A 15,316-nucleotide genomic window follows, 5' to 3' on the forward strand; every position below is an offset into this window, starting at 1 on the left:
TTAGACAGGAAGTATGCAAACGTCATTGTGTAACGAAACTAAAAAAACTCAGATTCAATTGTGCACATTGCACAAAGACCTATATCTCCAACATACCGAGGGAGTGAATACGGATGCTGACCATTAAAGATTTACTCCAGATCAAATCAATAGATGGAATAAAGATCATCGCAGGAGAGCAAGGCATCGATAATGTCGTCTCCATCGTCAATATCATGGAAAACCCGGATGCGTTCGACTGGCTTTCTTCTAACGAATTGCTTTTATCGACTGGTTATATTTTCAAGGATAATGAGGAATTGCAAAATAAAATCATCAAAGAGCTGGCAGAAATCAATTGCTCCGGGCTATGTATAAAGATGCACCGTTACTTCGATCGTATTCCGCAAAACATGATCGATCATGCGAACAAGTACGGACTGCCACTGTTGGCCCTGCCTTTTGAATATACGTTGTCCAAAGTAATTGCCATCATCAATGAAAAAGCATCAGGGCGCTATGATTTGTTGAACCGTAAAACATTAGATATGCACAATGCCCTTTTTCGCATCGCGCTTGAGGGAGGGGGAATTGACCGGATTTCCTCCGAGCTGGCAGAGACCATAGGCAACCCGCTGCTCATTTTGGACAGGGACTGGAACCTGTTACACTACACCGAAATCAGACAAAATCCCGTCCCGCTAAAGTCCTGTCTGACGCTCGCAAAAAACAGACCGGTCTTCACCCGTGAATTCACGGAAAGCATCCCGAAAAATATTAGCCAAATTAAAAAATCGATCAAGCGCATTTATCATGGAAAAGACCAGGAAATCAAATGCCGCGTGCTTCCTGTTGCTGTAGCCAATTACATTTATGGCTATATCGTCGTCTGGCAAACTGTTCGAGAGCTGACCGAATTTGACTATATCGTCCTCGAACAAGCCTCGACGATCATGGCATTGGATCGCATAAAAGCCCGGGAGATTGAGGAAGTAAAGCTAAAAATTAGGCAAGACTTTTTCGACGATCTGCTTACGGGAAAAATTACATCGAGCGATTCGATCCAGACGCTGTGTGACCTGCATGGCTTAAAATCGACGTACATGTACTACTGTGCCGTCATCAACATCGAGCCGATAGAGCTGGAAAATTTGCAGGACATGGTCGATCGCAAGTATGAGCTGGATCGGATCGCCAAAAAATGTGTAGATATTGTCTATGATTACGCGAACAAAGCCCACGGGGAGATCACATGCTTTTATCGCAACAACCGGATTATCATTCTCGTGGGACAAAATGAGCACAAGCCGCCAACCTCTGTCAGCGAAGCCAGACAGTTCGCTACCGAGCTGCGCACGACTCTGCAAGAAAAGATCAAGAAAACGACGTTCTACATGGGAATCGGCAGGCAATACAAAACAATTACTTCCCTGCACAAAAGCTTTTCCGAAGCACATGAAGCGATCCGGCTGATGCAAAAATTCGATAGAAAAGGGAACGTCTCTCACTTTGACGACTACTCCGTCTACCATTTTCTTGATTCCAATATTAAAGACATCGAGCTGGAGGATTTCTTCTTAAAACAGCTGGGTACCCTCTATGAGCACGACCATGCTTTTGGTACAAGCTTTATGAGCACTCTGGAAAATTACTTTGCGTATAACCAAAATGTGAGTGAAGCAGCCAAAGCGATGTTCATTCACCGCAATACGTTTATTTATCGGATCGACAAGATCAAGGAGCTACTGAACATGGACCTGAAAAACTCCGAGGAGCTTTTGCAAATTCAGCTCGCTCTCAAAATTGGCAAGCTGCTGCACAAAGAATAAGAGCAGGTGCTACTTTTTGAACACCCATTTCTAGTTCATTGGACAGAGTGCCTAATTGCACCAAAATTTGTATAATCGAAATAAGAACGAGTGGCTTCTGCTAGTTTTACCCTTTTGCCAAATACATCTTCCTTAGGAGGAGAGGTTGCATGGGTACAAGCTATGATCCACATTTTCTTGGTGATAGGCACCCTGTTTATTTACCTCAGCTTTTAGGTGACACAGCAAAAGGCTCTTTAGCCGGTGGACAAGTATTTGATTTTTGTCATTTTGCAATCGTCATGAGCAAGCAAACGAGATTTGCCATTTTCTCTGCTGCATGCGTAGACAAGTCAAAAGCAGTCCCTGTTACAAGAGATAATACTTCCTGGCATTTTGATGAGCGAATTGGCATGGAAAATCAGGTAGGGCCTGAATATTACGCTGAAAATGATTATGATCGCGGCCATTTGACGCGCAGAAAAGATGTTTGCTGGGGAGACGTGCAGGAGGCTAGACAAGCCAACTACGACTCATTTTGCTATGCGAATATCTCGCTCCAGCACCACAACTTTAATACAGGGATTTGGAACTGCCTGGAGGATTGGGTCCTGGAGAGAGTCCGAACAAAAAAGCTGATCGTCATCACAGGTCCCATTCACAAAGCAGAGGACGAAGAATATTGCGGGGTTCGAGGCAAACCGGGGTGTGCGGTGAAGGTTCCGTTCGGTTTTTGGAAAAGCGTTTTCTATGTAAATGAAGGGCAGAAGCTCGCCTGTCTCTCGTTTCTCATCCGGCAAAGCGCTGAACGCTCAAAAGATCGCTGCGAGTATGACAGGCTTGTCACCTATCAAATCCCTCTAGACACGATAACAAAAGAAGCACAGCTGCAATTCGAAGACAGCCTTTATGAAATCAATCCACTCGTGTCAAAACTAGGCGTTACGAGACCTGCATTCGACCAGCCTGTCCCAGTCATAAAAAGGATTTTGCAGCCCGGCGATATCGAGCTCGGTGCAAAGTGATGCGTCCCTTTTTCTATTTTAGTGAAGCACTACTCTTTTATCCGATACCAATGCACGTACTGTTCATGGTAGCCGATTTTTTCATAGAGGCTCAGAGCAGGCTTGTTGTCCTTCAACACCTGCAAATACGAATACTTTGCCCCTTTTTCCTGACCCCATTGCAACAGGTTTAAGACCAGCTGCTCGCCCAGACCTTGATTCCGGTACGCTTGATCTGTCACGATATCAAATAGTCCGATATACTCTCTCTCCACTACTCCAAGGCCACAAGCTACGATTTTGTTGTCTAAATAAAGCGAGGCATAACAAGCTGGTGGGATTATTTTTCCCAGCGTCTTGGTCATCGTCTCTTTCGCCTTTTCTCCTTGGTGGCTTAGTCTGCAATAGGCGTCTCTCCACTCCTCTGTGCAGTGCTCGTCAAAACGGGCCAGGTGGAGAGACGGCACTGCCACTTTATCCAGTGATACCGCCTGCATGCTCGTAAACGCTTGGGCGACATATCCCTTTTCTTCGAGTAACTCATCCAGGTCGTGGGGCTCGGCGAACGGTGTCATTTTAAAAATGGTGGGAAGCCCCTTCCTCTGATAGTAGGCTTCACAAGCAGCTATTTTACTCTCCAGCTCCTCCGTGGAGGGATACAGGGCACATACAGAGTTTGCCCGTTTGGTATAGCCATCTGCGAACCGTAGGAGCCAACCGTCATACACCATCGTTTCTAAAGCTGGCCAGGCGTTCAGCGACAGTTCTTCTAGTTTTGGATACAAGGTGGTTCCCCCTTTTTTAATAATTATACATTTTATTGAATAATTATTCAATTGGATCTGTCAGGCTAATACAATAAAGCCGTGGCAAGCTCTGCTTTTGCGAGTTGTCCACGGCCTTTTATTTGAAGCGAATCGTTTGCCTACTTACAGCCAGGTTGTTTTGTTCTCAGCAGCCACACGATCTGTCTCAGGAGCTTCACCATCCGGGTAGCCGATAAAGAGCGTGCCAACTACTTTCCTGTTCTCAGGTGAACCGAGGAATTGCAGCAAGCGCTCGTCACGAACCAATCCCACACCTCTAGTCCGCCATACCATTCCGAGTCCCAGCTCCTTGGCAGCTAGCCACATCGAATGAATCGCACAGCATACTGCATATTCATTGTCTTCTGACGATGCTTCGTCACCAGGAATCACATCTGCTGTTGCAACGATCACCAGCGGTGTTTTTTCCAGGACTTCCAGTGAACTGTTCACAAGATTCGGTTTGGTTGGAAAACGCTCCAGCAAAAACGCCTTCGCAATGTCCTCAAAGCGTTGCTTGGCTTCTCCTCTGATCACATAAAAATGCCACGGCTGACGCAAACGGTCATTCGGAGCGAGGACAGCGCAATCGAGCAGCGCCTGAATTTTCTCGGTCTCTACTTCTTTCTGAATATAGTTTCGCACAGCTCTGCGGTTTTTTAGTAGGTCTTGTACGGTCACTTTTGCATCCTCCTTTTACATCCAAGCAGCTTTCAACAAATTTACCATTCATTATATACAAGCCCGTATCGTTCGTATAGCTTATGCGCTTCTGGAAGCACATTTACATGCTCTTTCGTTGCCTTATTTCGTATGAATCGCCATTTGGGCTTTATGCTCGTCAGCTTTTTTCACATAGATATCATACTGTGTAAAATCGTTTCTCGGAAAAAAGCCCAAGGCTGGCGAACCGAATTGATTCCCTTGCTGAGAATACGACCTAGTCCGAAACTGCACACCACCTGCCGCTAGCTTGTGAACGATACGCAAATAATTTTCATGGCCAAAAGCCGTATAAACCAAGCACTTATACCTGGAGAAAAAGAATTGAAACAAGCTCATATCTGGCCACTCCCCTTCCCCTTTTTATTCGTATACGTCAGGAGCTGGAAACGGTTTCATCTCTACTACCCATATATGCTTTTCAAGGCAAAAGACCCTTCGCAACCGGCAGAATCAACTGGTTTGAAAGGGTCTTTCCTTAAAAGTATAGAAGACGTTTTTCGGCGATGGTCACAGCTCGATAAGCGGAATTCCGTTTGACGCTGCTACTGGCTCGACTGCTTTTCCTGCGGTACGAACCAAGGTGTAATATTCATAGCAACCGATCACCCCGAAATCCCCGTCAATTACGCCAGGATAGGCACGATTTACAGAATATACCTGACTTTGATGGGCCTTCAGCGCTTCCCCTTTTTGCGTTCGATATAGAGTGATGTCCACTTTTCCCGTAATCGGTACAGCCGCTTTTGGTCCGCGATCCGGGCAGTGGTCATAGTAGTGAGGGATCGACACATAGTACAAATCAGGATATTCATCAATTGTCAGCTGAAGCTCTGCTCGCTCTACTGCGATCGTAGTCGCCTCGCATGTGACGATATGATCAGGATGTCCTGTTACCCCGTCTGGCGGAAAGGTAACAACTACATTTGGCTTCCAATCGACAATCGCTGCCTGGATTTTTCCAATCAGCTCCTCCCGATCCGCATTCTCCAGTGAGCCGTCCGGGTAACGGAACAAATCAAGCCGATTGATCCCCAGCACTTCCGCTGCTTTGCCCAGCTCCTGTTCGCGATGACGCGCCAGCTTCTCGCGGCAATCGATATCAAACGGACCCGAACGTCCCTTGCACCCCGATGTGATGCATAATAGGCATGTTTGTTGTCCGTGATCCTGGCATTTTGCAAGCGTGCCCCCACATGCAAATGATTCATCATCTGGATGGGGGAACACAACCATTACTTTTTTCATGTAAGGCACCTCATTTACCGTTCGCCTGGTTCTCCTGACTATCGAGATAAGCCAAGCCTTTTGCAATCACTCCGTATATAGGAGCGTTTTGCGCATTTTCAATAACGACCTGCGAGGCATAGCGTTTGACCTGCTCTACGACAATTTCCCGCACACGCTCGTCGTTTTGCAGGACGCCTCCCTGCAAGATCATCTGGAACGGTTTATTTTTCATTTCCAGCTGGTCAATGACGGCACGAACCGATAAAAACAGTTCTTCGCCCGCTGCTTGTAGAATCGCTTGCGCCACCTGATCATGGGCGTTTGATGCCTGACTTACGAGTGGCGACAGCTCGGCTACCTTGTCTACCGAGTAATGCGAGCTATAGGTCCAGTTAAATAATTCATCTACACGCGTAAGTCCTACGTAGGGGAGAAGCAATTCTTTGAGGATCGTTTTCTCTCCTCTGCCGTCCGCATGCTTTAAAACGGCCATAATTGCTTGCTTCCCGATCCAATAGCCGCTTCCTTCGTCTCCAACCCGATGCCCCCAGCCACCGGCACGCGCTGTTTGTTGACTCTCATTTACCCCAAACGCGATCGAGCCTGTTCCTGCTATCACCAAAATACCAGGCTTACCGCCAGTTGCGCCAAGCAGCGCGGCAAAGCCGTCGTTTTCTACGATCAAATGGCGGACGCGGATGTTTAGCGACGTAAGTACTTTCTCCACCATGCCACAAATCACCTGTCGGTCATGCTCGGTATCCAGTCCAGCAAGACCAAACACCGCACACTCCACTTCCCACTCCACCTGTTCGTCAATCTGAGATTGTGACTGAGCGATTAACTCGTTACGTCCTTTTGCATCTTCCAGTGCCTGTGCGATCGCAGCAATCAGCTCGCGTGATGCCGCTTCCTCTCCAATTCCTTGATAATTACATGAGCCGGAACGACCTATTCCGACTTCTTGGCTGGATCGGTCCACCAGCACCGCCAGGCACTTGGTGCCTCCTCCGTCCACTGCCAGAAGAGGAATCCGCACCACTGCCATTACCCCACACTCCATTCGGCTGTCATTTGGTCGAGCTTTTGCGCTGCAGCCGTGCATGACTGCTTCGCCTGCGCTAGCCATTCCGCCTCTTCCTGCCATGCCCTTTGGCGTTCGCCGATCATCCGCTTGATCTCGTCTGGACTCGGACCGCCAGGCAGCTTGCGAATTGCAACGAAATGAACCGGGTCTAAAGCGAGCGCCAGCTCTTCTGCTGTGAGCACCAGTTCTCTGCCGATGACGGCTTGCGCTGCGCGATTTACTAGTTCGAGACTGATTTGATTTGCTGCCAGCCCGGCGCTCATGGCTTCCTTAACAACACTGCTTACGATGTGATGCGCCTTGCGAAACGAGATGCGATCTGTGCGCACCAAAGTATCAGCCAGCTCAGTTACCGTAGCATAGCTTTCTTTTGCCCGTGCCAAAAGAACATCCTTGTTTACCTCCATCGTTCCTACCACGCTTGCCATGAGTCGATACATTTGCTCTAGCACGGACATTCCGCGCCATGCATAAGGCTGCATATCGTCTTCGGTATCCACAATATCCCCGAACGGTGTATTGTGCATCATAGTCAGAACTGTCGTCGCATTCCCTGCACAACTGGACAATAAGGAACGCATATGTTCAAAGGAAACCGGATTACGTTTTTGCGGCATGATCGAGCTGATCTGAACATAGGGGCTTGCTACTTTTAGTCCGGCAAATTCCTGCGTGCACCACAGCAGCATATCTTGTACGGTACGTCCCAGGTTGATCGCTGCCAATTGTATCGCAGTTGCAACTTCTCCTAAATAATCGGCCCCACATACAGCATCATAGGAATTTTCTACCAATTCGTCAAATCCGAGCAATTCCTTCATTCGCTCACGACTGATTGCAAAGCCCGATGTCGTCAGTGCAGCTGCCCCCATCGGACTTCTGTTGCAGGTGTGGTACGCTTGGATAAGCCTTTTGATATCACGGCTGAGCAAATCAGTGGCAGCCAGCATGTAATGAGCCATCGTCGTTGGCTGTGCCTGCTGGGTATGCGTATAGCCAATCATCACCGTCTCCGCATGCTCATGTGCAAAGAGGAGCAAATGCTCTTTCAGATAGAGGGCAGATGCCAGGGTCACAAGCAGTTTTTCACGCAGCACCATGCGGTAAATCGTAATCCCCATATCATTGCGGCTTCTTGCCAGATGCAGATTGCCCGCTACATCCGGTGCCAGCTCCAGCAGACGGCTCTCTACCTGAAAGAACAAATCTTCAAACTGCCCGGTATACGAAGAGCGACGCAGTTCATCCAGATCAATACCGCTGAGTGCACGAGCGATCATTCTCGCTTCATCATCGGTAATCAATTCCTGTTCTCGCAGCATGATCAGATGCGCCTTGTTGATGGCCATCATCGGTTCCAAGAGATGGTTTTTGGCCTCGTTAAAAGCAGGCTCCAACACAGCCTCCACATACGTCCTCCCAGGGAAACTAGCCCCCTCCTGCTGAAAAATCCGTTCTCTGTAATCCATCTTTTCGCATCTCCTTCCCTGCCGATTCGTTGGCTACGTTTTCTGCGACGAAATCTCTTTCGCAAAAGGAGGGGAAGCGACCCAAAAAGAGAATCGCTTCACCACTTTTGCTAAAGAATCGTGATCCTACTACGGACCGCGAAATGCTGCTTTTACTGATGCAGGCTGACCATGTTTACAAACATCCGAATCGCGCCAGGCACCAGAGCAGGAATTTCTCGGTACCAGACAAGCGAGCTGTAGGTATAGGTTCCTTTGCCATATTTGGCAGAGAGGAACGTTCCTGTAAACTCATTCTCTCCCGGGTCGCCATTTGCGATCAGCTCGGTATATTCCTTGCCCCACTCAGCCGGGTTGTAAGCTGAGCGGTCCTGAATCCAGTTATCCCAATCCCCATCTGTGATTTTGTTTGGGGTGTTGAACAGCGGATGATCTGGTGCCAGCATCGTGACTTTGGAGTTTTCATCCGTCACGCGCCACTGAATCAAAGGTGCACCGATTTTGATTGGATAAGGAGCGAGCTCAGGCTTCCATTTGTCTTCGGGCTTATGATACTGCACGACGAGATTGCCGCCGTTTTCTACGTATTTAAGCAAACGCTCATTGCTCGGAATCAGCTCGGGACGGAAGCCGTATGCGCGTATACCCAAAACGATGGTGTTGTACTGGCTAAGATCACCTGACTCAATATCTTTCGCAGTCAAATTCGTCACATTGACGCCGACCTGCGACAAGTATTGATCGATATTGTCAAAGCCGCTGGATACGTAGCCGACCTTGAGACCAGCAGGTACCTTGAGATCAAACGCTTGGATCGCAACTGTCGAAGGCTGCACGAAGTAAGTCGTTCCCAGATGCGGATAACGAATGACCTGTACGCCATGACGGCTTTCTTTGCCGCCACCTGTTGCGACTGCCGTGATCGTGTATTGATCCGGCTTGACAGAGGCTGCGGCTTTTACCGTAAAGGCAACTGACTTCGTTTCTCCTTTTGCGTCAAAAGCGAGTGGTGCTGCTTTAGGCTCTACTGTCCAGCCTTTTGGTACATCGAGAGAAATGTTCGTTTGTGCTGCACCAGGATTGTAGTTTTTCACCGTTACCTTGACAGGAATCGGCTCCTCCGGCTTTTGCGTATTCAATACGGTAGCGCTTGGGCTTGGTACCAGCGAAAAAGATGGAAGGACTGCAATTGCATCAGCTGGCACAACATGGCTATTGGCTGCTTGGCCGGATAGGCTGTACGAAACATCAGCCGTAATCGCTGGCGCTGCATACGGTTGGAACAACTCCGCATTTGCTGGAACGGATACGTCAAACGTCGTTTTTACCGTCTGATTGTAGCCCAGCTGCGAAAAGCTCGTAGTGGACAAAGCTTTTGCCGTCCAGCCCGCTGGAACGTTTAATTTCAAATCAACCTTGCTGATTTTGCTTTGTCCTCCGTTGTAGGCAGTCACGGTTACTTTGGTCTTTTGACCAGCCACCAGCTCGGTAGTCTCCGGCTTGACCTTTGTCACCAGAGAAAGTGCCTCGGCACTTGCCTTGTTCAGCTGTGCCTGCTTGACATCCAGACGGTGCAGCAGGTCTGTTTTTGTGTCGGCAGGCAGATTAGCTGCCTTTACAGTCGCTGTTGTTTTTTGCACGTCAGCGAGCATTTCATGTACTTCCTTGGCTACTGTCGCAAACTGTGGATATGCTGCAATTACTTCGGAAGAATCCTTTTGCAGCTTTTTCAGATCAGCAGCTATTTTTTCTCCGCCAGGCTGGTTTGCAACCTCCTTGGCTAAATCGTCAAAGGTATAAGCGATTCCATCGAAAAAGTCCGTTTCTTTCTTTTTGCTCTCCACTACAGCTTGATCCAGCTTGTAGTAGTTTAAGGTCGGCCCCTCATCGTAGTGGCGTCCCATTCCTTGGCTCTTGTGCATGAAACGGGATTCCTCACCCAGCTGTAAATACGAAGCGCCGTAAATTTCGTCGTAGTCGCCGACAGGAACACTCACAGAGTAGTCGGATTCCTTTGCTGGCAAATACAGCTTTTTCACTTGCCATGGTGCGAGCCCTTCTTTTATCTGCTCGGGAAAAATGTTCGGATCGGCTGCATCCTTGAAAGCTCGCACGGTAATGACATTGATCGCGCGATGATGGCCGTGAGTCGAAGGTTCGTTCAGAAATGCGGGTATTACTACATCAGGTCTGATTGTACGGATTTTACGAATCAGCTTTTCGTACGCAACTTGCTCTCCCCATTTTTCCAGTGTTTCATCAGGACTCTTGGAAAAGCCGAAATCAAAAATCGGGTCATCGATTTTTTCACTCAGATTTTCCAAATGGATGTTGGTGATTTTGGAAGCCTCCTGTAATTCGCGTGTGCGGATAATTCCCAGGGCATTACCCAGCTCACTTCCAATTTCGTTTTGGCCACCTTCCCCCCTGTTTGCGATGACGCTGGACGTATCCACTCCCCTACCCAGTGACAGATACGCGAGCATGGCACTGTGCTCGTCATCTGGATGGGCCCCGGTATTCATGGCGCTGGCGATTGTGGCGAGCGGTTTGATCGCTTTCCACAAATCGACAACCCCCCGGTCGGCATGGGCAGTCTGGGGTGCTACCGGCATAATCAAGCTACCTGCTAGCACCGCCGCTGTCGTAATCGTGTACAACTTGGCAAGCTTCCCCTTTTTCAATGAACTCTCCTCCATTCCCCTTTTCCGAGTCTGATCAAAAAGCTGTGCTTCCGTACCTTTTGAGCATCCTCTTCAGATTGATGTCTATATCAATCATGGCTACTCTAGTAGCTTTTCCTGATGTGCCATGGATCGACCCTAAGAAAAACATAACGGAGTGGTGAAATGGGTGAATCGCTTACTGCTTTTGACTGATCATGTTGACAAACAGGCGGAATGCACCTGGCACAAGCTGCGGAATTTCTCTAAACCAAGCGAGTGAGCTGTATGTATACGTCCCTTTGCCGTAATGCGCAGAGAGGAAAATCCCTCGAAACTCCGGCTCACCTGGATCACTTGTCGCAATCAACTCGGTATATTCACTGCCCCAGCGCGAAGGGTTGTAGATGGAGCGCTCCTGTACCCAGCCATCCCAATCTGCTGACGTAATCAGATTTGGCTTGTGAAACATCGGGTGCTCCGGGGCAAGCATGCGTACATCTGACTGCTCATTCGTGACTCGCCAATCAATCAGTGATTCTCCGATAAAAATCGGATACGGTGCGAGCTGCGGCTTCCATTTATCCTCCGGCTTATGGTACTGCACGACGAGATTTCCGCCGTTTTCCACGTACTGCAAAAGGCGCAAATTGCTATCGATCAATTCTCTGCGGAAGCCGTATGCGCGAATACCGAGAATAATCGTGTCATAGCGAGACAAATCACCTGATTGAATCTCATTGGCATCGAGGTTGATGCAGTTTACCCCTACCTGACGCAAGTATTTATCAATATTGTCAAAGCCGCTGGATACGTAGCCAATCCTCTGATTCTCCGGAATAACCAGATCAAACGCCTGAACGATTAGTTCTGTCGGAAGGATCAAATAACTGCGACCTACGTGAGGATACTCAATGACCTGGACGTTGCGCCCATTCTCCGTCACGCCATCTGTTCCTGTGACCTGCGCAAGAATCTCGTACTTTCCGTTTTCTACCTTAGGAGTCGTTTTCACTGTAAATGAAATCGTCTTGGTCTCACCGCGGAAAGAAAACGGAACATCGACACTGCTTGGCTCGGCTGTCCATCCGTCCGGCAGCTGCAGGGATACTTTTGCAGTCGTTGTACCCGTCCGGTACTGCTTCAATGTCACTTTGACAGGGATCGTCTCATTGGTGTGCAGTGTATTGAAAACGACATTATCCGGTGTCAGTGCCAGCGAGTAGGGTGGCAAAACGGCTACGCAGGCTTCCGGTTCAACCCGAATCGCACTCGCGGTATCAAAAGCAAAATACTGGGCCTCGACTTCGAGTGCAGGTGGCTTGTAGGGATGAAACAGACTGGCATCAGAGGGAATCGACACCTCGTACACCGTGCAAACCGTCTGGTTATATGGCAAACGCGGGAAAGCAGTTGGCGTCAGTGGTTTTGCTGTCCAGCCTTGTGGCACACGCAATCGCAGCTGGACATGCTCAATTTCTATCGCTCCACCATTGTAGGCCGTTACCGTGACTGTCGTCGTTTGGCCTGCCACCCATTCGCCAGTATCCGGCTTAATCTTGACCACGAGTGAAAGTGCCTCGGCACTTGCTCGATTTAGCTGCGCTTCCTTGATTCCTAGACGGTACATCAGATCTATTTTGGCTGTCTTGTCGATGGAAGCAGTATGTACCTCCTGCTGCGCGGCATGAAGCAACGCTTTCATTCGGTGTACACGATTGGCTACCTCCGCAAAGCGCGGGTACGCTGCCAGGACATCCATCGCCGCATCATTCAATCGTTGCAGGGCGTCTGCCAGCTCCGGCGCTCCTTTTTCCGCTACGTCCTCTGCCAAATCTGCAAAAGTGAACGGAAGTCCTGAGAAGAAATCGCGTTCTTTTTCCTGGGCAGGAACAACCGCGGCGTCCAATCGGTAGTAGTTGTAAGTCGGTCCTTCATCGTAATGAACCCCCATGCCCTGCGTCTTATGCATGAAGCGCGAGCGCTCACCAAGCTGCACATAGGAGGAGCCGTAGTTTTGATCGTATTCTCCCACAGGAACGGCTACATGGTAGTCGTCGTTATCGATCACTGGCACGTACAGCTTTTTGATTTGCCAGGGCAACAGCCCACTCTCCTGGTGCTGTGGAAATACATCAGGATCTGCTGCGCCCTGAAAAGCCCGTTGGGTCAACAGTGTAATGGCCCGGTGATGTCCGTGAGTAGTAGGTTCATTTTCAAAGCACGCAATCACGACATCCGGGCGCAGCTCCCTGATTTTCCGCACCAGACGTTCGTAGACGACCTCTTCACCCCACTTGCGAAAAGTTTCCTCTGCGCATTTGGAAAAGCCAAAATCATGGATCGGGTCAATCAGCTCTTCGCTTAAAATACCGAGTGTGACATTGCTGATCCGCGATGCTTCCTCCAGCTCTCTGGTACGGATAATCCCCAGAGCAACACCTTGTTCGCAGCCAATCTCATTTTGGCCACCTTCTCCTCTGGTGGCGATGATACTTGAGGTGTACACGCCTCGTCCCATTGCGAGATAAGCGAGCATCGCACTATGCTCATCATCCGGATGAGCACCCGTATTCATCGCGCTGGCTATCGTAGCAAGCGGCTTGATCGCTGTCCACAGATCGAGCAAGCCATGTTCCCCATGCCCTGCACGTGCAAATACAGGGATGGGAGGGCAAGGCAGTCTGGCCCCCGGCATGTGCTTGTCAATTGACTCACTGCTTTCCATGTTAAAGCTCCTCCTTTATCACCATGGCGGGTGATGAAACCGCGGCGTGGGGGCGAGTGCCAGCCTATTTAGCCGTTACTAAACGGCAGTACCGGCTTTATCCCCCGACAGCTTTCTGGAGATGAACAATACGATGATGATGACCACGATTTGCAAGACGCCGTAGGCACACGCGGTACCGAATTCAAAATTGTACATACGTTGGAAAACGGCTACGGACAAAGGTGTCGTCCGTGGTGTAAAGATCAGGATCGAAGCAACGAATTCTCCGATACACTGTACGAATGCCAATAGTGTCCCGGCGAGAATCCCGCCTAGAGCCATCGGAAACACAACACGTCTGAAGCTGTACCACCAGGAGGCTCCAAGATTGCGCGCAGCCTCTTCGACAGAAGGGTCCATCTGCATCAGGGTTGCCGAAGTCGAGCGGAACACCAATGGCAGATGGCGGACGAAGTAAGCAAGCGGGATGATCCAAAACGTCCCGATCAATACCTGTCCAAAGCTAAACACGTTAGGCTGACTGAAGGCTGCAATCAGGTTTACGGCAACAACCGTACCAGGCAATGCCCACGGCAGCATGATCAGCACATCCAAAAGTGTTTTACCGCGGAACTTGAGGCGAACCATCGAATAGGCAGCAGCTACCCCAAACAGAACAATTCCGATGGAGGCGATTGCAGAAAGCTGCAAGCTATTGGCGATCGGACGCCATGTCTTGCTGTCTGTAAACAAATCAATGTAATGACTCATCGTATATTGAGGAGGCAATATCTGTACCGTCCACGTACCATCCACCGAGAAGGAGATCAGTACCAGGACGAGAATTGGCAGCATCAGGATAATCGTGCCGATAAACGACAGCACAATCGTTACGTAGCGCCCAGCTTTACTCTTGATCTCGGTGCGATGCACACTAACCCCTTTGCTGAGGTTCTGATAATTGCGTGCGCCCTGATACCAGCGCATGATCAGCAAAAAGGCAATCGAAACGATAGACAAAATCGTCGATTGTGTAGCCGCCATGTCCAAGTCCCCATTGGTACGGGACAGATAAATTTGCATGGTCATCGTACGGTCGATTCCAAAAATAAGCGGTGCGGTGTAAGAAGCCATCGAGATCATAAACACAAGAAGCGATGACGCTACAATCGCAGGTGTCAGCATCGGCAGGATGACGCGGCGCCAAACCGTAAATCGGTTAGCCCCGAGACTCGCTGCTGCCTCTTCCAGCGAAGGATCAAGTCCTTTGATGGCAGCCGTCGCCGTCATGAAAAAGTACGGGTACATCGTAAATGCATGGACCACAACTACTCCCCAAAAACCTTTCAGGGAGAAAGGCACTTGTGCCAGATCAAACAGTTCCTTGAACATTCGCGGGAAGATACCGCTCTCTCCATATAAGAAGGTAAACGAAAGGACTCCAATCAGTGGCGGCAGTGCCATCGGAACAAGCGCCAGAACGGACAAGATTTTGCGTCCAGGGAATTCATAGCGCTCCAGCAAAAAGGCCATCGCCACACCGACAATTCCACAACTGATGACACTTAAGATGGAAATGTAGATGCTGGTCCAAAGCGCTTCCAGGTTGGCGGTATGCTCCAGACTGAAAAAGCGCGTGTAGTTTTTCCACGTAATTTGCTCATCGACATTGATACTTGCGATAAAGGTTTCAAACAACGGATAGATGACATACGCCAGTAAGATCAAAAAGAGCGGCGAAACCAGAACATAGACGAAGGCGGGTGAAGAAGTGATAGACTTCCGTCTGGCTAATGCCGGCACTTGCTGCAAATCTGCTTTCAAAAGCTTCTTCCCC

11 protein-coding genes are annotated in these 15,316 nt (G+C 49.3%); 2 read left to right on the plus strand and 9 right to left on the minus strand.

Annotated features, from left to right (window positions below; all coding sequences use genetic code 11):
- Positions 1 to 113: 113 nt before the first annotated feature.
- Both C3B52_RS13795 and C3B52_RS13800 read left to right on the plus strand, forming a co-directional pair.
- Positions 114 to 1,808 (plus strand): PucR family transcriptional regulator, encoded by a 1,695-nt coding sequence (locus C3B52_RS13795; RefSeq protein ID WP_103106661.1) that lies wholly within the window; start codon positions 114 to 116, stop codon positions 1,806 to 1,808.
- A gap of 149 nt (positions 1,809 to 1,957) precedes the next feature.
- Positions 1,958 to 2,812: a DNA/RNA non-specific endonuclease gene (locus C3B52_RS13800; protein WP_103106662.1), complete on the plus strand. Its 855-nt coding sequence runs from the start codon at positions 1,958 to 1,960 to the stop codon at positions 2,810 to 2,812.
- Between the two features lie 29 nt (positions 2,813 to 2,841).
- Here C3B52_RS13800 and C3B52_RS13805 read toward each other — a convergent pair whose 3' ends face one another.
- The 9 genes from C3B52_RS13805 to C3B52_RS13845 all read right to left on the minus strand — a co-directional run bounded on the left by C3B52_RS13805 (position 2,842) and on the right by C3B52_RS13845 (position 15,303).
- A complete protein-coding gene (locus C3B52_RS13805) occupies positions 2,842 to 3,576 on the minus strand; it encodes a GNAT family N-acetyltransferase (RefSeq protein WP_235615708.1) in 735 nt (244 codons plus the stop codon).
- Positions 3,577 to 3,720: 144 nt separating this feature from the next.
- The gene (locus C3B52_RS13810; protein WP_103106663.1) at positions 3,721 to 4,278 is read right to left on the minus strand and encodes a nitroreductase family protein; all 558 of its coding nucleotides are present in this window, start codon (positions 4,276 to 4,278) and stop codon (positions 3,721 to 3,723) included.
- Between the two features lie 123 nt (positions 4,279 to 4,401).
- Positions 4,402 to 4,659 carry a hypothetical protein gene (locus C3B52_RS13815; RefSeq protein WP_103106664.1) on the minus strand — a complete coding sequence of 86 codons (258 nt, stop codon included), beginning with the start codon at positions 4,657 to 4,659 and terminating at the stop codon, positions 4,402 to 4,404.
- A gap of 171 nt (positions 4,660 to 4,830) precedes the next feature.
- Positions 4,831 to 5,568 carry a PIG-L deacetylase family protein gene (locus C3B52_RS13820; protein WP_103106665.1) on the minus strand — a complete coding sequence of 246 codons (738 nt, stop codon included), beginning with the start codon at positions 5,566 to 5,568 and terminating at the stop codon, positions 4,831 to 4,833.
- 10 nt (positions 5,569 to 5,578) lie between these two features.
- Positions 5,579 to 6,598 carry an N-acetylglucosamine kinase gene (locus tag C3B52_RS13825; RefSeq protein ID WP_103106666.1) on the minus strand — a complete coding sequence of 340 codons (1,020 nt, stop codon included), beginning with the start codon at positions 6,596 to 6,598 and terminating at the stop codon, positions 5,579 to 5,581.
- Positions 6,598 to 8,106 (minus strand): argininosuccinate lyase, encoded by a 1,509-nt coding sequence (gene argH, locus C3B52_RS13830; protein ID WP_103106667.1) that lies wholly within the window; start codon positions 8,104 to 8,106, stop codon positions 6,598 to 6,600. The genes C3B52_RS13825 and argH overlap by 1 nt, the downstream gene beginning before the upstream one ends.
- A 152-nt stretch (positions 8,107 to 8,258) precedes the next feature.
- The gene (locus C3B52_RS13835) at positions 8,259 to 10,790 is read right to left on the minus strand and encodes an NEW3 domain-containing protein (RefSeq protein ID WP_103106668.1); all 2,532 of its coding nucleotides are present in this window, start codon (positions 10,788 to 10,790) and stop codon (positions 8,259 to 8,261) included.
- A 178-nt stretch (positions 10,791 to 10,968) separates the two neighbouring features.
- Positions 10,969 to 13,497 (minus strand): NEW3 domain-containing protein, encoded by a 2,529-nt coding sequence (locus C3B52_RS13840; RefSeq protein ID WP_103106669.1) that lies wholly within the window; start codon positions 13,495 to 13,497, stop codon positions 10,969 to 10,971.
- Positions 13,498 to 13,575: 78 nt separating this feature from the next.
- Positions 13,576 to 15,303 (minus strand): ABC transporter permease, encoded by a 1,728-nt coding sequence (locus C3B52_RS13845; protein WP_103106670.1) that lies wholly within the window; start codon positions 15,301 to 15,303, stop codon positions 13,576 to 13,578.
- Positions 15,304 to 15,316 lie beyond the last annotated feature (13 nt).

Origin of the sequence: Brevibacillus reuszeri, assembly GCF_002897295.1 — a bacterium.
Taxonomy (GTDB): Bacteria; Bacillota; Bacilli; order Brevibacillales; family Brevibacillaceae; genus Brevibacillus; species Brevibacillus reuszeri_A.